Below are 20,484 nucleotides of genomic sequence, written 5' to 3'. Positions count from 1 at the left end.
CTGCTTTTCCATCATACATATTATAGTAGAAAACGAAAGGCGGGGAAGGACAGATGATCAGTATTTCTGAATTCCAAATCAAGGATGTCGTCGATGTGTCGAGCGGAAAAAAACTAGGCACCATTGGGGACATTGATATTAATGTCACGAGCGGTAAAATACAAGCGATCATTATCGGCGGCACAGGTAAAATGATGGGATTTTTCGGAAAAGAAGAGGAAATGATTGTGCCGTGGCGAAATATAGTAAAAATTGGCGAAGATGTGATACTTGTCCGATTGTCTTCTTAAAATTCGTATAACTCCTCAATGAATTATTCAATGATCCTTAAAATAAGCTCTCCATTCTTAGCAAACAATGTCTTTTTCGGGTAAAAAGATTACGTTTTCATATCAATTTGAAAAAAAACCTGTAGAAAGGGCACATTTGAGTGTAATATTTAATGAATCCCACTAACTGTCTACGCATGTCTTGTGGTAAAATAGGAGCGAAATAAAGAGAGATGAATGAAAGGTGGGAGGGCAGCTTTGACACACAAATATGACCCCTTTCAGCAGAAATCACCTTATGCAATGACCATTCATGATTGGACGAACATGACATGTTCTGGTAAAGAGGTATTGGCCGGATTTACGACAAAAAATGGCGGCTTCAGCCTTTCTCCATATCAATCATTGAACACTGGACTCCATGTAGGAGATGATGCTTCTAGTGTCCAAATGAATCGTCAAGTCATAGCAGATGCTACTGCTGTGCCGCTCTCTGATTGGGTGTTTGCAGACCAAACACACGATGACCGCATCAAGAAAGTCACCAAGGAGCAAAGAGGAAGAGGAAGTCTTCATTATCATGAGGCACTGCCTGGAACAGACGGCTTATATACGTCTGAACCGAACATGATGCTCGCTCTTTGTTTCGCCGATTGCGTTCCGCTTTATTTTCTAGCTCCGCAAAATGGACTCATCGGAACAGCCCATGCCGGATGGAAAGGAACCGTCAAGCAAATTGGTGCAAAGATGGTAGATCTATGGGTCAACCAAGAAGGTGCCAAGACCGATCAAATACAAGTCGTCATTGGACCATCCATTGGCAGCTGCTGCTACATAGTCGATGACGTGGTCATGGATCAAGTGAAACAGCTTCCTTTTTCAACAGAGGATGTGTATTCCGAGATTTCACAAGGACAATATAAATTAGACTTAAAAACATTAAACAAAAACGTATTGCTTCATGCAGGGATGAAAGAAGAAAACATACATGTCAGTTCGATGTGCACAAGCTGCAGTGATCAGCTTTTCTTCTCACACCGCCGTGATCAAGGGAAAACAGGACGTATGATGTCTTTTGTCGGGTTTAAGGAGGCATAAGTGCAATTGAATGTACGAGAGAATCTCAGACAAATAAATGAACAAATAAACGAAGCATGTAAAAGAGCCGGCCGGAACCCAGCGGATGTATCGGTCGTCGCTGTCACAAAGTATGTCTCGATTGAGCGAGCACAAGAAGCCAAGGAAGCAGGAATTTTGCACTTTGGAGAAAATCGTGACCAAGGGTTACTTGAAAAACAAGCGGCCATAACCGATGAAAGCATTAGCTGGCACTTCATCGGCAGTTTACAAACACGAAAAGTAAAATCTGTCATTCAAACAATTGACTACTTACATTCGCTCGACAGGATGTCTCTTGCGAATGAAATTGAAAAAAGAGCGGATCACACGGTTCGCTGTTTTGTACAGGTAAACACATCGCTGGAGGAGTCAAAACACGGCTTACAAAGTGAAGACGTGATTCCATTTGTGAAGCAGCTCGCTGATTTCAAAAAGATTGAAATTGCTGGACTGATGACGATGGCTCCATTTACAGATGATCACACTGTGATACGAAACTGCTTTCAAACATTAAAAAATCTTCAAGAAGAAGTAAAACATCTTAACCAAGTAAATGCACCTTGTCAGCATTTATCGATGGGCATGTCAAATGATTTTGAAATCGCAATTGAAGAAGGTGCGACATTCGTTCGGATTGGCTCTTCACTTGTTGGAAATGAAACAGGAGGTGCGTGACATGAGCATAAAAAATAAGTTTAAAAGCTTTTTCACTCTCGACGATGAAGAGTATGAGTACGAATATATTGATGAAGAAAGAGAACCAGTCCAAGAAGAAAAAGGAACAAAGGACAAAGCGGCATTTCAAGAGCGTCCGCAGACTGGAAAACAAAATGTCGTCAGCTTGCAAAGCTTGCAGAAATCCTCTAAAGTGGTGTTAAGTGAGCCGCGTGTTTATGCAGAAGCGCAAGAGATTGCAGACCATATTAAAAACAGACGTGCAGTCGTCGTGAATTTGCAGCGCATTCAGCACGATCAAGCAAAGCGAATCATTGATTTCTTAAGCGGAACTGTTTATGCAATCGGTGGAGACATCCAGCGCATTGGCTCGAATATATTCCTCTGCACACCTGATAATGTGGATGTATCTGGCACAATATCAGAACTTTTGACAGAGGAAGAACCTCAGAGGTGGTAAATCATAGTGATTCTAAATTTCATTTTTAATATTTTAGGAACGGTATTAACGATTTACTCATTCGCGATTATTATTTACATCTTTATGTCATGGGTGCCATCTGCAAGAGAAACATCGATTGGGCGTTTTCTGACAAATATTTGCGAACCGTATTTAGAACCATTTCGTAAAATTATTCCGCCAATTGGCATGATTGACATCTCGCCAATTGTGGCATTGCTTGTGATTCGTTTTGCATCATCATATGGACTAACTGGTCTTTACAATATGATTGTACGCTTCATGTAGACAGGCTGCCGGGCTTGGCGCTGCCAGGCTCTTTTACATAAGAGGGGAACAAAATGAGCGATATTTATCAACATTTTAGAAAAGACGAACAGCCATTTGTCGACCAAGTGTTAGGCTGGAAAAAAATCGCACTCGACCAGTATCGAATGAAATTAACAGACTTTCTTGATCCGCGTGAGCAGTTTATTACCGAGTCCGTCATCCAGCATGCTGATGAGCTTGGGATCATGTTTTTTGGCGGGTATGAAGGAGCGGAGCGCAAAAGAGCTCTCATTTATCCTGAATATTTAGAACCGGCTACTCAGGATGTTGAGCTGTCTTATTTTCAGGTGAACTATGCGAAAAAGTTTATTTCGTTAGAACACCCGAAGCTTCTCGGTTCACTGATTGGGACAGGCTTGAAGCGTCAAAAATTCGGAGATCTGTTATTTTCAGAGGAAGATGTGCAGTTTATTTGTACAAGTGATGTCGCCGATTTTGTGCGGGCGCAGCTGACACATGTCGGCAGAGCCTCCGTTTCATTAGAGGAAATCACGCAGGCAGATTTAAAGCCGGTTATGAGCAAGACTGACATCAAAGAAGATACCATTTCTTCACTGCGGCTTGATGCGGTATGTGCTGCAATCAGCCGTCAGTCTCGGCAAAAGGCACAGCTTTTGGTCAAAAATGGGCTTGTCAAAGTTAATTGGAAAGTCACTGAGGACCCTTCCTTTACAATCGGCGAAGGCGATCAGCTCTCTGTACGGGGATTTGGCCGCTTTAGCTTGAAAACGATTGATGGGAAGACCAAAAAAGATAAATTTAAAGTAACATTTGAGCTTCTGACATAACGAACTTGAATCTGGAGGTGGCGAGGTTGCCATTAACACCTAATGATATTCATAATAAAACGTTCACAAAAAGCTTTCGCGGCTATGACGAAGATGAAGTAAACGAGTTTTTAAGCCAAGTACGTAAAGATTACGAAATCGTGCTTCGCAAAAAGAACGAACTTGAAGAAAAAGTAAACGAACTTGACGAAAGACTTGGTCATTTTGCGACAATTGAAGAGACATTAAACAAATCAATACTTGTGGCGCAGGAAGCAGCAGAAGACGTCAAACGTCATTCTGATAAAGAAGCGAAATTGATTATTCGTGAAGCAGAGAAAAATGCAGATCGTATTATCAACGAAGCGCTATCAAAATCAAGAAAGATTGCGATGGAAATCGAAGAGCTGAAGAAACAGTCGAAGGTCTTTAGAACTCGTTTCCAAATGCTCATCGAAGCTCAGCTTGATCTTCTAAAAAATGACGATTGGGATCATTTACTGGAATATGAAGTTGACGCTGTCTTTGACGAAAAAGAATAAGCGCGTCATCTTGACATGACGTGCACATGTTGCATATAATACCATCATAAATTAACAAGAGATAAACGTTTGAAAGGGACACTCGCAGTTGTCATATGCGTAATAAAGCGAATCAGGGATGGTGGAAGCCTGACATTACGAGACGCTGCAATGAGATCACCCCTTTAGTTCCTTTTCTGAAATGAATGAGTAAGAAAAGGCGTCTGATCACGTTACGATTTTAGAGTGGATAAGCGGCTGTTTCATAGCGCTGTCTAAAAGGGTGGTACCGCGAGACAAGCCTTCTCGTCCCTTATGGGATGAGAGGGCTTTTTTTATTGTTTTTTAATCAGAATTTGCATATGGAGGAATGGGTATGAACTACAAAGACACCTTATTAATGCCGAAAACAGAATTCCCAATGAGAGGGAACTTGCCGAACAAAGAGCCTGAAATCCAAGAGGAGTGGGCAGAAAAAGACATCTATCAAATGGTTTTAGAGCGGACAAAAGGACGCCCGACCTTTATTTTGCATGATGGACCTCCATATGCGAATGGTGACATTCATATGGGGCACGCACTCAATAAAATCCTAAAAGATTTTATTGTCCGTTTTAAATCAATGAATGGGTTCCACGCACCGTACGTACCGGGCTGGGATACACACGGCTTGCCAATTGAAACAGCACTCACTAAAAATAAAAAAGTCAAACGTAAAGAAATGTCGACAGCTGAATTCCGTAAATTATGTGAAGAGTATGCTTGGAAGCAAATCGAGGGTCAGCGCAATCAATTTAAGCGATTAGGCGTAAGAGCAGACTGGGACAATCCATATGTCACGTTAAAGCCTGAGTACGAAGCGCAGCAAATTCTTGTCTTTGGAGAAATGGCGAAGAGAGGCTATATTTACAAAGGGCTAAAGCCTGTTAACTGGTCTCCTTCAAGTGAGTCAGCACTTGCTGAAGCGGAAATTGAATATAAAGACAAACGTTCACCATCCATTTACGTTTCATTTAAAGTGAAAGATGGCAAAGGCGTACTTGAAAACGGCGAACAATTCATCATCTGGACAACAACCCCTTGGACACTTCCTGCAAACCTTGGGATTTGTGTTCATCCAAACCTAGAGTACAGCGTTCTTCAAGTGGGTGCTGAGCGATATGTTGTCGCATCTGAGTTAGTTGAACAAGTGGCAAAAACACTTGGCTTTGAAGAGTATGAAGTCGTGAAAACATTAAAAGGAAAAGAATTAGATACCATCGTTGCAGAGCATCCGATCTATGGCAGAGACTCTCTTGTGATGCTTGGCGACCACGTGACAACGGATGCAGGAACAGGCTGTGTTCATACAGCACCAGGTCACGGGGAAGATGACTTTATTGTCAGTATGAAATACGGTCTTGATGTGCTATGTCCAGTAGACGAAAAAGGTGTGATGACAGAAGAAGCGCCTGGTTTTGAAGGATTATTCTACGAGGATGCCAATAAAGCGATCACAGAACAGCTTGAAGCAAAAGGCGCACTGAAAAAGCTCGACTTTATCACGCACTCTTACCCGCATGACTGGAGAACGAAAAAACCAACCATTTATCGTGCGACAGCTCAGTGGTTTGCATCGATTAAAGACTTCAGAGAAGCGCTATTAGACAATATTAAAGAAACGAAATGGGTTCCAGCATGGGGCGAAACACGCCTATTCAACATGGTGCGAGACAGAGGCGACTGGTGCATTTCAAGACAGCGTGTATGGGGCGTTCCAATTCCGGTCTTTTATGCGGAAAATGGCGAGCCGATCATCACAGATGAAACGATTCAGCATGTCTCTCAATTATTTAGAGAACATGGCTCTAATATTTGGTTTGAAAAAGAAGCGAAAGAACTATTGCCAGAAGGCTTTACACATCCAGGAAGCCCGAACGGTGAATTCACAAAAGAGCAGGACATCATGGATGTATGGTTTGATTCAGGTTCTTCTCACCAGGCCGTTTTAGAAGAAAGAGATGACCTTGTCCGTCCGGCAGACCTCTACCTTGAAGGCTCTGACCAATATCGCGGCTGGTTTAACTCTTCCTTATCAACAGCAGTTGCTGTTACTGGAAAAGCACCGTATAAAGGTGTTCTAAGCCACGGCTTTACGCTTGATAAAGAAGGACGCAAGATGAGTAAATCATTAGGCAATACGATTGACCCAACAAAGGTAGCGAAGCAGCTTGGGGCGGAGATTCTTAGACTTTGGGTATCTTCTGTCAACTATCAAGCCGATCACCCAGTGTCTGATGATATCTTGAAACAAGTAGCAGAGGTCTATCGTAAAATCCGTAACACGTTCCGATTCCTGCATGGAAACCTATTTGACTTTAACCCAGCAGTCAATGCGGTGCCGGTAGAAGAGCTTCGCGAAGTGGATCAATATATCTTGATCAAATTAAACAAATTGATTGATAAAGTGAAAAAGGCCTATGATGATTACGAATTTGCGGTCGTATATCATGCGATTCACAATTTCTGTACGATTGAGCTAAGCTCTTTCTATCTCGATTTTGCAAAGGATGTCGTGTACATTGAGCATGCAGATCATCCAGACCGCCGCAGCATGCAAACGGTCTTCTACGAAACATTAATGGCATTAGTGAAGCTGACTGCACCAATTCTTCCGCATACAGCAGATGAATTATGGAGCCACTTAAGCTTTGTTGAAGAGCCAAGTGTTCAGTTAACAGATATGCCAGAAGGTGTGACTGTTCCTCAAGCGGAAGCGACAGAAGTGAAGTTTGACCGCTTTATGGAAGTGCGTGACGATGTGCTAAAAGCGCTCGAAATTGCGCGTAATGAGAAAGTCATCGGACGTTCACTTGAAGCAAATGTGACTCTTTATGCGACAGAAGAAGTGAAAAATCTTCTTGCATCCATTAAAGAAGATGTGAAGCAGCTCTTTATCATCTCTGAATTAACGGTAGAAGATGAGCAAAATGCTGACGCATCAGCACCTGGATACACATCAGGACGGATTCTGGTTCAAAAAGCAGAAGGAGAACTGTGCGAACGTTCCCGCATTATTTCAAAAGATGTTGGTGCAAATCCGAAATACCCAACATTGTCACTGAAAAATGCTGAAATCGTGGAAAAATATTACCAGAATTAACAGTGTGATATGACCAACTAGCGCCCCGCCATATGCGGGGCGTTTTCTTTTTTGCGAAAATGACAGCGTTTAGAACGAAAGGAAAAATCTTATGGCTTTAAAGTGAGCAGCCGGGGCAACAATATGATTATCACGACAGGGCAGGAGTTGAAATAGCGACATGAATGGCGATCTAGAGACGATTTACACGGAACTCCTTCAAATGAAAGAAGAGCTGCAATCTAAACTGTTTGAATACGCATCATTTCGTTCACCCGCTGAGCATGTCACAATGAACGAGGTCCAAACGACCACGCTTCTTTATCACATCAAAGAAGAGCTGCAAGATGTGTCTCTTGCTATTGCAAAAATTGAGCAGGGAACCTATGGTATATGTGAGGCGACAGGTGAGGTCATTCCGCTTGAACAAATGAGTATTCTTCCTACCGCCCGCACGGCTGACGACTTTCTATATCATAAGCAATACGAGAAAAAAGCCTTCACTCCTTATCCTCACGAATCAGATGATTCTCATTTTGAAGCCTTCCACATGTAGGGAGGTTTTTGTCTGTCAACTAAAGTTTCTTTACTCCTTCCTGTTTTCTTGATAAAATGCTTAAAGATCAAAGTATGAAGATGGAGGAACGTGTGTGTTCTATTACATAATCGCATTCGTGATGATTTGTTTAGATCAATTAACAAAATGGCTCATTGTCAAAAATATGATGCTCGGAGATTCTTATCCAGTGATTGATGGCTTCTTTTATATCACGTCTCACCGAAATTCAGGAGCCGCATGGGGAATTCTCCAAGGACAAATGTGGTTTTTCTATGTGATCACACTCGTTGTTATTGCGGGAATTGTTTATTATTTGCAAAAGCATGGGCAAAAGGACAAGCTGCTTGGAGTAGCGCTGGCCTTAATGCTTGGCGGAGCGATTGGAAACTTTATCGACCGCGTTTTCCGTCAGGAAGTGGTAGATTTTGCTCATTTCGTCTTTGGGAATTATCACTACCCAATTTTTAATATTGCAGATTCTTCTCTATGTGTAGGGGTTATTCTGCTCTTCATTCAAATGCTTTTAGATGGAAAGAAAACGAAGGAGTCAACTACATGAATCAAGTAAATATTGCCGTTTCAGAAGATCAAACGAGTGAACGGCTTGATAAATTTCTAAGCACGACAGAACCAGAATGGTCAAGAACCCAAGTCCAGCAGTGGGTAAAGGATGGGCTGATCGAAGTAAACGGGAAACAAGTGAAAGCCAATTACAAAGTACAAGCTGGAGATGAGATTAAAGTCGAGATTCCAGACCCAGAAGTACTAGATGTAGAAGCAGAACCAATGGATCTTGATATTTATTATGAGGATGCAGATGTGCTAGTGGTGAATAAACCACGAGGAATGGTTGTTCATCCAGCGCCAGGTCACGTCTCTGGAACACTTGTAAATGGACTGATGGCACATTGCACGGACTTATCAGGCATTAATGGTGTGATGCGTCCTGGAATTGTCCACCGAATTGATAAAGACACGTCTGGACTGTTAATGGTCGCGAAAAACGATATGGCGCATGAATCACTCGTCAATCAGCTCGTGGCTAAGACCGTCACAAGAAAATATACGGCCGTTGTACATGGAATTATCCAGCATGATACAGGCACAATTGATGCCCCAATTGGCAGAGACAAAAAAGACCGCCAAAGCATGACGGTTACAAAAGAAAGTGCAAAACAAGCAGTCACTCACTTTGATGTGATTGAACGCTTTCAGGACTTCACGGTTGTGGAGTGCCGTCTTGAAACAGGAAGAACACACCAAATTCGTGTTCATATGAAATATATCGGCTATCCGCTTGCAGGAGATCCGAAATATGGACCGAGAAAGACAGTCGATTTTAATGGACAGCTGCTTCATGCAGGTGTTCTAGGATTTGATCATCCTAGAACAGGAGAATATATCGAGTTCACAGCACCGATTCCTGCTGATATGCAAGCTTTTATCGATTCATTAAGAAATAACGATTGACAGGCAGTTCTTTTTTTGAAATAATAAACGAAGAAATGAAGATTCTTTAAAACAGTCCAGAGAGGCTGAGAAGGATAACGGATCAATTTGTGCACGTGTATGCACAAATGAACGCCCCTCTCTGCCCTTTGCAGAAGGGGCTTTTTATTTGTCAAAAAGAGGTGTAAAAGATGGAACAAAAAGCAGTCATTCTTGATGAACAAGCGATCAGACGAGCGCTTACCCGAATTGCACATGAAATGATTGAGCGCAATAAAGGGATGAAAGATGTCATCCTTGCGGGGATCAAGACAAGAGGCATTCATCTTGCAAAGCGCCTTGCAGAGCGCATCGAGCAAATTGAAGGAAATCCAGTCACAGTGGGTGAACTTGATATTACGCTATACCGTGATGACCTGACAAAAAAGACAGACAACCAAGACCCGCTTGTAAAGGGTGCAGACATCCCAGCTGACATTAATGACAAAACACTGATCGTCGTTGACGATGTCCTGTTTACAGGCAGAACCGTCAGAGCGGCCATGGATGCCCTTGTGGATGTAGGAAGACCATCTTCCATTCAGCTTGCTGTTCTCGTCGACCGGGGACACCGGGAGCTTCCGATTCGAGCGGATTATATCGGGAAGAACATTCCGACATCAAAAGCAGAGACCGTCATGGTTCAGCTGAATGAAGTAGATCAAAACGACCTTGTCGCTATATATGAAAAATAACCTTTTTAAATGCATTCCAGAGAGTTTGCAAAGAGGGCAATAACAGAGACACCGAGCACACGGCTTAAGTGACGTGTACGGTTTTTCTAGGCCTCTTTGCGCATACTCGCAAAGAGGCTTTTTTAATGAAAAAGGACACATCTAGGAGGAAAATCATGAGTCAGCAAAAAGCCAATTTAGGCATTCGAGATATCCCAAAACCGTTCACATGGCTGTCACTTAGCCTTCAGCATTTGTTTGCCATGTTTGGTGCGACCATTCTTGTACCAAAAATCATTGATATGAGTCCGGCCGTCGCGCTCATCTCAAGTGGTGTTGGAACCATTGTTTACTTAATCATTACAAGAGGACAAATTCCGGCATATCTTGGATCGTCCTTTGCCTTTATCGCCCCCATACTGAATGTCAAAGCAACAGGCGGCCCTGGAGCCGCAATGGTTGGTGCCTTCATGGCGGGTGTCGCTTATGCACTCATTGCACTATTTATTAAATGGCTCGGCACAGGCTGGCTGATGAAACTTCTGCCGCCGGTCGTCGTAGGGCCAGTCATTATGGTCATCGGACTCGGACTCGCTGGAACAGCTGTCAACATGGCGATGTATGTTGATCCGAATGCAACCGAGCTTGTTTACAGCCTTAAGCACCTAATGGTCGCCGGCTTCACACTGGCTGTCACGATTATCAGCATGATCTTCCTAAGAGGATTCCTAAGCTTGATCCCAGTATTAATCGGAATTATTAGCGGCTATCTCTTTGCTTTAACACAAGGCATTGTGAACTTCCAGCCGGTCATTGACGCGAAATGGTTTGCTGTACCAGACTTCGTCGTACCATTTGTCGACTACACACCTGCTGTGACTTTAAGCATTCTCACAGTGATGGTGCCGGTTGCCTTTGTGACAATGTCTGAGCACATCGGCCATCAAGTGGTGTTAAGTAAAGTTGTAGGGCAAGATTTTATTAAAAAACCTGGTCTTCACCGCTCCATTTTAGGAGACAGTGCAGCGACGATCTTCGCTTCACTCATTGGCGGACCGCCAACAACAACGTATGGAGAGAACATCGGGGTCCTTGCCATCACAAGAGTGTTCAGTATCTTCGTCATCGGCGGAGCAGCAGTCTTTGCGATCTGCTTCGGCTTTGTCGGAAAAATTTCAGCATTAATCAGTACAGTGCCGTCCGCGGTCATGGGAGGCGTTTCGTTCCTGCTCTTTGGGATCATTGCCTCAAGCGGTCTGAGAATCCTGATTGATCATAAAGTGAATTTTGAAGAAAAGCGTAATCTCATTATCGCATCAGTCATCTTAGTCATTGGAATTGGCGGGGCATTCATTGAGGTGAAACAAATCAACCTCACACTATCTGGAATGGCACTTGCTGCCATCACGGGTGTCCTGTTAAACCTGATCCTGCCGCAGCAAAAAGCGGAGGATGACGAGTCAAATGAATCGAATACAGAAAACCTTTTAAAAGAAGTCCAGTGAGGCTGACAAGGGTTCTAAAATGAGCAGAATGCACGAAAGTGCCGCTGCTTCTTTTGGAGAACCCTAAGCTGCCGAGGCTTAGGGTTTTTTTGAACCTGAAAGTGATGAAAAACTAGAGGGGGAAGAAAAAATGAATGATCTATCGACAATGAGCAGCTTGTCTAAAGAAGAGATTTTACAGCTGATTGAAGAAGCAGCGGCTCTCAAAAAGGGGAAGCAAGAACTTGGCTTAGCGGGAGAATTTGTAGCAAACCTCTTCTTTGAACCAAGCACAAGAACACGATTTAGCTTCGAAGTTGCCGAAAAGAAACTGGGGATGAATGTACTGAGCTTAGATGCAGCAAGCACCTCCGTTCAAAAGGGCGAAACACTTTACGATACGGTAAAAACGCTCGAATCCATCGGCGTGAAAGCATGTGTGATCAGAGACAGCACCGATGAATATTACAATGAGCTGATCGGGAAGGTTGGGATTCCCATCATCAATGCTGGAGATGGCTGCGGGCAGCATCCGACCCAATCACTGCTCGACCTAATGACCATCTATGAAGAGTTTGACGGCTTTGAGGGCTTAACGATTTCGATTCATGGAGACATCAAACACAGCAGGGTGGCAAGGTCGAATGCTGAGGTTCTTTCAAGGCTGGGAGCAACAGTCCTTTTTTCAGGGCCTGCTTCCTTCCAAGATGAGCAAAACCCTCACGGAACGTATGTCCAAGTAGATGAAGCCATCACACAATCTGATGTGGTGATGCTGCTCAGAATTCAGCATGAACGACATGCTGAAAAAATGGGCAGTGAAGATTACTTATCGACTTATGGATTAACAGTAGACAGGGCAAACAACATGAAAGAACGAGCCATTATTATGCATCCAGCACCAGTGAACAGAGGTGTGGAGATAGATGATTCTTTAGTGGAATCAAAGCAGTCACGAATTTTCAAGCAAATGGAAAATGGCGTTTATGTCCGAATGGCCGTATTAAAAAGAGCTTTTCAAAATAGCAGACTACATCAAAAAGGGAGAGATTCTGTCTATGTCATATCTCATTAAAAACGGTTTTATCTTAACAAGCACAGGCGAAAAAGTGCAGCAGGATATTAGGGTAGAAGGAGAAGTGATTCAAGCGATTGGTCACTTAGAAAGAGAAGACGGAGAAGAGGTCATTGATGCTAAAGGGCTATTTGTTTCACCAGGCTTGATTGATCTGCATGTACATTTAAGAGAGCCAGGCGGAGAGAAAAAGGAAACGATTGAAACAGGCTCTAAAGCAGCCGCAAGAGGCGGCTATACGACGATTGCAGCTATGCCGAATACACGCCCAGTTCCAGATACAAAAGAGCAAATGGAATGGCTCATGGATCGAATCGAAGAGACCTCTTCTGTCAGAGTACTGCCATACGCCTCCATTACAACTAGACAGATTGGGGAAGAAATGACGGACTTTGCAGCACTAAAAGAAGCAGGCGCCTTCGCTTTTACAGATGACGGAGTCGGCATCCAAACAGCAGGCATGATGTACGAAGCCATGAAAAAGGCAGCAAGTCTTGATCAAGCGATTGTGGCACACTGTGAAGATAACTCGCTCATTTACGGAGGATGCGTTCATGAAGGAGAATTTTCAAAAGCAAATGAATTAAACGGTATACCGTCCATTTGTGAATCGGTGCATATTGCAAGAGATGTTCTTTTAGCAGAAGCAGCGAACTGCCATTATCATGTATGTCATATCAGTACGAAAGAATCTGTGCGAGTCGTTCGCGATGCAAAAAAAGCAGGCATCCGTGTGACAGCTGAGGTGTCACCGCATCACCTGCTGTTATGTGATGCGGACATCCCTGGTCTTGATACAAACTATAAAATGAACCCGCCGCTCAGAGGAAAAGAGGATCGCGAGGCACTGATCGAGGGACTTTTAGATGGAACGATTGATTTCATCGCAACAGACCATGCGCCGCATACTGAAGAAGAAAAGAACGAAACGATGCAGCGTGCACCTTTTGGAATTGTCGGGCTTGAAACAGCGTTCCCGCTTCTGTATACACGATTTGTCAAAACAGGCGAATGGACATTAAAAGAACTCGTTGATTATATGACAATCAAGCCAGCAGAAGCCTTCTCTCTTCCATATGGAAAGCTGGAAGAAGGACAAACAGCTGATATCACACTCATTGATTTAAACAAAGAAATGGCAATCGATAAAAAAAGCTTCTTATCAAAAGGGCAAAATACACCGTTTGACAAATTGACTGTATCAGGATGGCCGGTCATGACACTTGCATCTGGGAAAGTCGTGTATGAAGAGGGGAGACTAGTAAAATGAAGAGACGCTTAGTGCTAGAAAACGGAACAGTATTCGAAGGAACAGGCTTTGGCAGCTTAGAATCGTCAGTCGGAGAAGTCGTCTTTAATACAGGGATGACGGGCTATCAAGAAATTTTGTCTGATCCATCATACTGCGGACAAATTGTCACACTCACTTATCCGCTCATCGGCAACTATGGCATTAACCGTGATGATTTTGAATCGATCACACCGTTTGTAAAAGGGCTGATTGTGAAGGAGCTTTGTGAAAAGCCCTCAAACTGGCGCTCTTCATACTCACTAGATGAATACTTAAAAATGAAAAACATTCCAGGTCTTAGCGGAATCGATACACGGAAGCTGACGAGAATGATTCGAAGTGCAGGGACTTTAAGAGGGGCGTTTGCAGGACCGGATGAACAAGTGGAAGACTTAGTCCGCCGCCTTCAAACAATGCAGCTGCCGACTGATCAAGTGAGTCAAGTATCTGTGAAAAATGCGTATCCAAGCCCGGGAAGAGGAAAGAGAATTGTCCTTGTCGATTTCGGCATGAAGCATGGCATTTTGCGCGAGCTCAATAAACGTGACTGTGATGTCATCGTGGTGCCGTACAATATCACGGCAGATGAAGTGCTGCAGTTAAAGCCTGATGGGATCATGCTTTCAAACGGCCCTGGAGACCCTGTTGATGTACCAGAAGCAGTCGAGATGATTCAGCAATTGATTGGAAAGGTTCCGCTCTTTGGCATTTGCCTTGGACATCAATTATTCGCTCTTGCGTGCGGCGCAAGTACTGAAAAAATGAAATTCGGACACAGAGGCTCGAATCACCCAGTCAAAGAACTAGCCACCGGCAAGGTGACACTGACATCTCAAAACCACGGCTACACAGTTAGTGCAATTAACGAGGACGTGCTCGAAGTCACACATATCGCCCTAAACGACAATACGATTGAAGGGTTAAAACATAAAGAAGCACCAGCATTCACTGTCCAGTACCACCCAGAAGCGTCACCAGGTCCAGAAGATGCGAACTACTTATTCGACCAGTTCATGGACATGATTCATACAACTGAGAAAGAAGGGGAAGAAGTATGCCAAAACGCGTAGACATCAAAAAGATTTTAGTCATCGGTTCAGGTCCAATCATCATCGGACAGGCAGCGGAGTTTGACTATGCAGGCACACAGGCTTGCTTAGCACTGAAAGAAGAGGGCTATGAAGTCGTTCTTGTGAATTCCAATCCAGCGACCATCATGACAGATACAGAAATGGCCGATAAGGTATACATCGAACCACTGACACCAGAATTCTTAACACGAATCATTCGAAAAGAACGTCCTGATGCGATCTTGCCAACACTTGGCGGACAAACTGGACTTAACCTTGCTGTTGAATTATCAGACCTTGGCGTATTAGCTGAATGCGGTGTTGAAGTATTAGGAACAAAGCTGTCAGCTATTCAAAAAGCAGAGGACAGAGATTTATTCCGTAATCTGATGAATGAACTAAATGAGCCTGTACCAGAAAGTGAAATCATCCATAACCTTGAAGAAGCGATAGCGTTTACGAATCAAATCGGTTTCCCTGTCATTGTGAGACCAGCTTATACATTAGGCGGAACAGGCGGCGGAATTTGTACAAACGAGCAAGAGCTGAAGGAAATCGTCGAAAACGGCCTGAAGTTAAGCCCAGTCACACAATGCTTACTTGAAAAAAGCATTGCAGGTTTTAAAGAAATTGAATATGAAGTCATGCGTGATAGCGGTGATCATGCGATCGTTGTTTGTAACATGGAAAACTTTGATCCTGTCGGTATCCACACAGGTGACAGTATCGTTGTGGCGCCAAGCCAAACATTAAGTGACCGTGAATATCAGCTGCTTCGCAATGTGTCGCTCAAGCTGATCCGGGCACTTGGCATTGAAGGCGGCTGTAACGTACAGCTGGCGATTGACCCAGACAGCTTTCAATACTATATCATCGAAGTAAACCCGCGCGTCAGTCGTTCTTCTGCACTTGCGTCGAAAGCAACTGGTTATCCAATTGCCAAACTTGCAGCGAAAATTGCTGTCGGCTTAACGCTTGATGAAATGATGAATCCAGTCACAGGGAAAACCTATGCTGCCTTCGAACCGGCACTTGACTATATTGTGTCTAAAATCCCGCGCTGGCCGTTTGATAAATTCGAATCTGCTAACAGACGTCTTGGGACGCAAATGAAAGCAACTGGTGAAGTGATGGCGATCGGACGTACATTAGAAGAGTCCCTTCTAAAGGCTGTCCGTTCACTTGAAGCTGATGTGCATCACATTGAATTAAAAGATGAAGCAGATATCACAAACGAAGTGCTTGAAAAGCGGATTATCAAGGCGGGAGACGAACGATTATTCTATATGGCCGAGGCGCTTAGAAGAGGCTATACGGTTGAACAAATACATGAATTCTCAAAAATTGATTACTTCTTCCTTCATAAGCTGGAAGGCATCATCGCATTTGAAAAGACATTAAAAGAAAACAAAGGCAATACAGACGTATTAAAAGATGCGAAAGATAAAGGTTTCTCAGACATCTATATTAGCCGTGAGTGGAATATGAATGAAGCGGATGTCTACAAGCTAAGACAAGAAGCAGGCATCGTACCTGTCTACAAAATGGTAGATACTTGTGCGGCTGAATTTGAATCCGAGACGCCATATTTCTATAGCACGTATGAAGATGAAAATGAATCAGAACGCACAGACAAGAAAAGCGTCATCGTATTAGGCTCAGGTCCTATCAGAATCGGTCAAGGAGTTGAATTTGATTATGCGACGGTTCATTCTGTGTGGGCAATTAAACAAGCAGGCTATGAAGCAATCATTATTAACAACAACCCTGAAACGGTCTCAACAGACTTTAGTATTTCAGATAAGCTCTACTTTGAACCACTCACTGTAGAAGATGTGATGCACATCATTGATCTTGAGCAGCCTGAAGGAGTCGTCGTCCAGTTCGGCGGACAAACGGCGATCAACCTAGCAGATGAATTATCAAATAGAGGGGTGAAGATTCTCGGCACTTCTCTTGAAGACCTAGACCGCGCCGAAAACCGAGACAAGTTTGAACAAACATTAGAAGCACTCGGCGTGCCGCAGCCTAAAGGGAAAACAGCTACGTCTGTGCCTGAAGCTGTAGCGATTGCCAATCAGATCGGCTACCCAGTCCTTGTCCGTCCTTCCTATGTATTAGGCGGTCGTGCGATGGAAATCGTTTATCAAGAAGAAGAGCTTCTTCACTACATGGAGAATGCGGTGAGAGTCAATCCGCAGCACCCAGTGTTAATTGACAAATATTTGACGGGAAAAGAAATTGAAGTAGATGCCGTATCTGATGGGGAAACTGTCGTGATCCCAGGCATTATGGAACATATTGAAAGAGCCGGGGTCCACTCCGGTGACTCGATTGCGGTTTACCCGCCGCAAACATTGTCTGATGAGATCAAAGCGAAGATCGCAGAATACACGATCAAGCTTGCAAAAGGCCTCAATATTATTGGGCTGCTAAACATTCAATTTGTTCTCTCGAAAGGTGAAGTGTACGTACTTGAAGTGAATCCTCGTTCAAGCCGGACAGTTCCTTTCTTAAGTAAAATTACAGGCATCCCGATGGCAAATCTAGCGACAAAAGTCATTTTAGGTGACAAGCTTAAAAACTATGGCTACGAAGAAGGACTTCACACAGAGCAAGAAGGGGTGTACGTCAAAGTTCCAGTCTTCTCTTTTGCAAAACTAAGAAGAGTGGATATTACACTCGGGCCTGAAATGAAATCTACAGGTGAGGTCATGGGGAAAGATGTCACAATTGAAAAAGCCCTCTACAAAGGATTAATTGCATCGGGCATTCAAATTCCTAAAGACGGAACAGTTCTTCTAACAGTTGCTGATAAGGATAAAGAAGAAGGACTTGAGATTGCAAGAAGATTCCATTCGATCGGCTATCATATTTTAGCGACAGAAGGAACGGCGAATTACTTAAAACAAGCCTCCATCCCGTCAAGTGTTGTCGGCAAGATAGGAGAAGAAGGCAAAAACCTTCTCGATGTCATTCGAAACGGGGAAGCTCAATTTGTCATCAACACTCTAACAAAAGGAAAACAGCCGGCAAGAGACGGCTTTAGAATCAGACGTGAAGCTGTTGAAAATGGCGTAGCTTGCTTAACATCGCTAGATACAGCAGAAGCCATTTTAAGAGTGCTGGAAAGCATGACATTTAGAGCGGACGAAATGCCAGAAGTGAAAACGAATGCTGAGGTGACAGTAACGATATGAAAAAAGCATACTTGACGGTCGTCTCAAACCGAGAGATCGCTGATCATATTTACGAAATGACATTAAAAGGTGACCTTGTGGACTCCTTTCAAACGGCTGGACAATTTCTTCATATCAAGGTCAGCGAGTCCATGACACCGCTGCTGAGAAGACCGATCAGTATTGCCAATATTCATGCCGAGAAACAAGAAGCAACCATCATCTACCGCGCAGAGGGAGAGGGCACAAAGCTCCTTTCCCAAAAGCGGGATGGGGAATCCATCGATGTATTAGGACCGCTTGGCAACGGGTACGATCCTTCAGTTGTTCAGCCAGGTCAGACAGCCTTACTAGTCGGCGGTGGAATTGGTGTACCGCCTTTATATGAACTGTCCAAGCGTTTAACGAAAAAAGGTGTCATCGTCAAGCATGTCCTTGGCTTTCAATCGAAAAAGGATGTATTTTACGAGGAGAAATTCCAAGCACTCGGAGATACGTTTATCGCGACAGTTGATGGGACATATGGTTCAAAGGGCTTCGTGACAGGTGTCATTGAAGAGAATGATTTGAGCTTTGATGTCATGCTTTCCTGCGGACCGACACCTATGTTAAAAGCACTAAAAGACTCTTATCCCGATAAGCCTGTCTATATTTCAATGGAAGAACGAATGGGCTGCGGAATTGGTGCTTGCTTTGCATGTGTCTGTCATACCGACCAGCACGAAAAACCTTACGTCAAAGTCTGTCTGGATGGACCTGTATTTAAAGCAGAGGAGGTGGCATTGTCATGCTAAACGTTGAGTTACCCGGCTTATCTTTAAAGAATCCGATTATCCCTGCATCAGGCTGCTTTGGATTCGGAAGGGAATTTGCTTCATTATATGACTTATCAGTGCTGGGCGGTATCATGATCAAGGCCACAACCCTTGAACCGAGATTTGGCAATCCGACACCAAGGGTAGCGGAGACAGGTGCCGGTATGCTCAATACAATCGGTCTTCAAAATCCAGGCCTAAAAGGCGTGCTGGAAAATGAATTGCCTTGGCTTGAGCAGTTTGATACACCGATCATTGCAAACGTCGCTGGCTCACAGGTCGATGATTATGTCGAAGTAGCCAAGCAAATCAGCCAAGCAAAAAATGTCCATGCCCTTGAACTGAATATCTCGTGCCCGAATGTCAAAACAGGCGGAATTGCCTTTGGTACAGATCCTCAAATGGCAGCAGCATTGACAAAAGCGGTGAAGGACGTTTCTTCCGTTCCTGTCTATGTCAAACTGTCTCCTAACGTAGCCAATATTGTGGAGATTGCTCAAGCGATTGAATCTGCTGGAGCGGATGGACTCACGATGATTAACACGTTAATCGGTATGCGTTTAGATTTAAAAACGGGGAAACCGATTCTTGCCAATAAAACAGGCGGATTATCAGGACCGGCAGTAAAACCTGTCGCTGTGCGCATGGTACATGAGGTCAGTCAAGCGGTTTCTATTCCGATTATTGGAATGGGCGGGGTACAAAATGCTGAAGACGTACTTGAATTTTTACTAGCAGGTGCAAGTGCAGTAGCTGTTGGCACAGCCAATTTTGTAAACCCATTTATTTGCCCAGAAATCATTGAAGAACTGCCAAGAGTGTTAGCAGCATATGGCTATTCATCTGTAGAGGAATGTATCGGAAGGAGCTGGAAACATGAAGCACTTGCCCATCATCGCGCTTGATTTTCCGGTAGCGCAGGAAGCGCTCGCCTTTTTAGAACCCTTTGAAGGGACGCCATTATTTGTGAAGGTCGGCATGGAGCTGTTTTACCAAGAAGGACCTGCTATCCTTGACGAGCTCAAAGAAAAAAATTGCCGCATTTTCCTCGATCTCAAATTACATGACATTCCAACAACGGTGCAAAAAGCAATGAACCGGCTTGCCGCACTTGGTGTTGATTTGGTCAATGTGCATGCTGCTGGCGGGAAACATATGATGCAAGCTGCGTTAGAAGGGCTTGAAAGCGGGACGCCTGCTGGACAAAAACGTCCAGGCATTATTGCAGTGACACAGCTGACGAGTACGTCAGAAGACATGATGAGGAACGAATTACTCATAGACCGTCCGCTGCAAGAGACTGTCATCCGGTACGGGCAATTGGCATATGAAAGTGGACTAGACGGTGTTGTTTGCTCTGTTCATGAATCCAAAGCCCTTCATGAGCACATCTCACCTGCCTTTCTCACTGTCACGCCGGGGATTCGCTTACAAAATGATCAAACCGATGACCAAAAGCGTGTGGCGACTCCTGCCTATGCAAAAGAGCAAGGTGTTTCACAAATTGTTGTCGGAAGGTCAATCACAAAAGCTGAAAAACCATTGGAAGCCTATCATCAAATTTTAAAAGAGTGGGAGTGACTGCCA

20 protein-coding genes are annotated in these 20,484 nt (G+C 43.8%); all 20 read left to right on the top strand.

The window, feature by feature from the left end; all coding sequences use genetic code 11:
- Nucleotides 1-53: 53 nt before the first annotated feature.
- The 20 genes from C6347_RS06515 to pyrF all read left to right on the top strand — a co-directional run bounded on the left by C6347_RS06515 (nucleotide 54) and on the right by pyrF (nucleotide 20,478).
- Nucleotides 54-290: a YlmC/YmxH family sporulation protein gene (locus C6347_RS06515; protein ID WP_008344958.1), complete on the top strand. Its 237-nt coding sequence runs from the start codon at nucleotides 54-56 to the stop codon at nucleotides 288-290.
- Between the two features lie 237 nt (nucleotides 291-527).
- Nucleotides 528-1,367, top strand: coding sequence for a peptidoglycan editing factor PgeF (gene pgeF / locus C6347_RS06510; protein WP_080869533.1), 840 nt, complete (start codon nucleotides 528-530; stop codon nucleotides 1,365-1,367).
- A 6-nt stretch (nucleotides 1,368-1,373) separates the two neighbouring features.
- A complete protein-coding gene (locus C6347_RS06505; protein WP_066031761.1) occupies nucleotides 1,374-2,063 on the top strand; it encodes a YggS family pyridoxal phosphate-dependent enzyme in 690 nt (229 codons plus the stop codon).
- Nucleotide 2,064: 1 nt separating this feature from the next.
- On the top strand, nucleotides 2,065-2,523 hold the full coding sequence (locus tag C6347_RS06500; RefSeq protein WP_034662521.1) for a cell division protein SepF: 459 nt from the start codon (nucleotides 2,065-2,067) through the stop codon (nucleotides 2,521-2,523).
- Between the two features lie 6 nt (nucleotides 2,524-2,529).
- The gene (locus tag C6347_RS06495; RefSeq protein ID WP_060596198.1) at nucleotides 2,530-2,811 is read left to right on the top strand and encodes a YggT family protein; all 282 of its coding nucleotides are present in this window, start codon (nucleotides 2,530-2,532) and stop codon (nucleotides 2,809-2,811) included.
- Nucleotides 2,812-2,864: 53 nt separating this feature from the next.
- Entirely contained in the window at nucleotides 2,865-3,641 is a 777-nt protein-coding gene (locus tag C6347_RS06490; RefSeq protein ID WP_034662515.1) for a YlmH family RNA-binding protein, read from the top strand.
- A gap of 26 nt (nucleotides 3,642-3,667) precedes the next feature.
- Nucleotides 3,668-4,162 (top strand): DivIVA domain-containing protein, encoded by a 495-nt coding sequence (locus C6347_RS06485; protein ID WP_003211323.1) that lies wholly within the window; start codon nucleotides 3,668-3,670, stop codon nucleotides 4,160-4,162.
- A 355-nt stretch (nucleotides 4,163-4,517) separates the two neighbouring features.
- Nucleotides 4,518-7,283 (top strand): isoleucine--tRNA ligase, encoded by a 2,766-nt coding sequence (gene ileS, locus C6347_RS06480; RefSeq protein WP_060596200.1) that lies wholly within the window; start codon nucleotides 4,518-4,520, stop codon nucleotides 7,281-7,283.
- Between the two features lie 160 nt (nucleotides 7,284-7,443).
- Nucleotides 7,444-7,818, top strand: a complete 375-nt coding sequence (locus C6347_RS06475) for a TraR/DksA family transcriptional regulator (RefSeq protein ID WP_060596201.1) — start codon at nucleotides 7,444-7,446, stop codon at nucleotides 7,816-7,818.
- A gap of 94 nt (nucleotides 7,819-7,912) precedes the next feature.
- Entirely contained in the window at nucleotides 7,913-8,380 is a 468-nt protein-coding gene (gene lspA / locus C6347_RS06470) for a signal peptidase II (protein WP_012009890.1), read from the top strand.
- Complete coding sequence (locus tag C6347_RS06465; RefSeq protein WP_066030939.1) at nucleotides 8,377-9,291, top strand: RluA family pseudouridine synthase; 915 nt, start codon at nucleotides 8,377-8,379, stop codon at nucleotides 9,289-9,291. Before lspA ends, C6347_RS06465 begins: the two co-directional genes overlap by 4 nt.
- A 170-nt stretch (nucleotides 9,292-9,461) precedes the next feature.
- Nucleotides 9,462-10,004: a bifunctional pyr operon transcriptional regulator/uracil phosphoribosyltransferase PyrR gene (gene pyrR, locus C6347_RS06460; protein ID WP_024424234.1), complete on the top strand. Its 543-nt coding sequence runs from the start codon at nucleotides 9,462-9,464 to the stop codon at nucleotides 10,002-10,004.
- Nucleotides 10,005-10,159: 155 nt separating this feature from the next.
- Nucleotides 10,160-11,488, top strand: coding sequence for a solute carrier family 23 protein (locus C6347_RS06455; protein ID WP_060596204.1), 1,329 nt, complete (start codon nucleotides 10,160-10,162; stop codon nucleotides 11,486-11,488).
- 130 nt (nucleotides 11,489-11,618) lie between these two features.
- Nucleotides 11,619-12,542 (top strand): aspartate carbamoyltransferase catalytic subunit, encoded by a 924-nt coding sequence (locus C6347_RS06450; protein ID WP_060596205.1) that lies wholly within the window; start codon nucleotides 11,619-11,621, stop codon nucleotides 12,540-12,542.
- Complete coding sequence (locus C6347_RS06445; RefSeq protein ID WP_060596206.1) at nucleotides 12,526-13,812, top strand: dihydroorotase; 1,287 nt, start codon at nucleotides 12,526-12,528, stop codon at nucleotides 13,810-13,812. Before C6347_RS06450 ends, C6347_RS06445 begins: the two co-directional genes overlap by 17 nt.
- Nucleotides 13,809-14,903 (top strand): carbamoyl phosphate synthase small subunit, encoded by a 1,095-nt coding sequence (locus C6347_RS06440; RefSeq protein WP_060596207.1) that lies wholly within the window; start codon nucleotides 13,809-13,811, stop codon nucleotides 14,901-14,903. Before C6347_RS06445 ends, C6347_RS06440 begins: the two co-directional genes overlap by 4 nt.
- Nucleotides 14,888-18,103, top strand: a complete 3,216-nt coding sequence (carB, locus tag C6347_RS06435) for a carbamoyl-phosphate synthase (glutamine-hydrolyzing) large subunit (protein WP_106071524.1) — start codon at nucleotides 14,888-14,890, stop codon at nucleotides 18,101-18,103. The genes C6347_RS06440 and carB overlap by 16 nt, the downstream gene beginning before the upstream one ends.
- A complete protein-coding gene (locus tag C6347_RS06430; RefSeq protein ID WP_060596209.1) occupies nucleotides 18,100-18,876 on the top strand; it encodes a dihydroorotate dehydrogenase electron transfer subunit in 777 nt (258 codons plus the stop codon). The genes carB and C6347_RS06430 overlap by 4 nt, the downstream gene beginning before the upstream one ends.
- A complete protein-coding gene (locus C6347_RS06425) occupies nucleotides 18,870-19,802 on the top strand; it encodes a dihydroorotate dehydrogenase (RefSeq protein WP_106071523.1) in 933 nt (310 codons plus the stop codon). The genes C6347_RS06430 and C6347_RS06425 overlap by 7 nt, the downstream gene beginning before the upstream one ends.
- Nucleotides 19,774-20,478, top strand: a complete 705-nt coding sequence (pyrF, locus tag C6347_RS06420; RefSeq protein WP_060596211.1) for an orotidine-5'-phosphate decarboxylase — start codon at nucleotides 19,774-19,776, stop codon at nucleotides 20,476-20,478. The genes C6347_RS06425 and pyrF overlap by 29 nt, the downstream gene beginning before the upstream one ends.
- The last annotated feature ends 6 nt before the right edge of the window (nucleotides 20,479-20,484 follow it).

The organism is Bacillus sp. NMTD17 (assembly GCF_002998735.1).
GTDB lineage: Bacteria > Bacillota > Bacilli > Bacillales > Bacillaceae > Bacillus.
The sequence above is the reverse complement of the archived record's forward strand: the minus strand, read 5'-3'. Positions and strand labels throughout refer to the sequence as shown.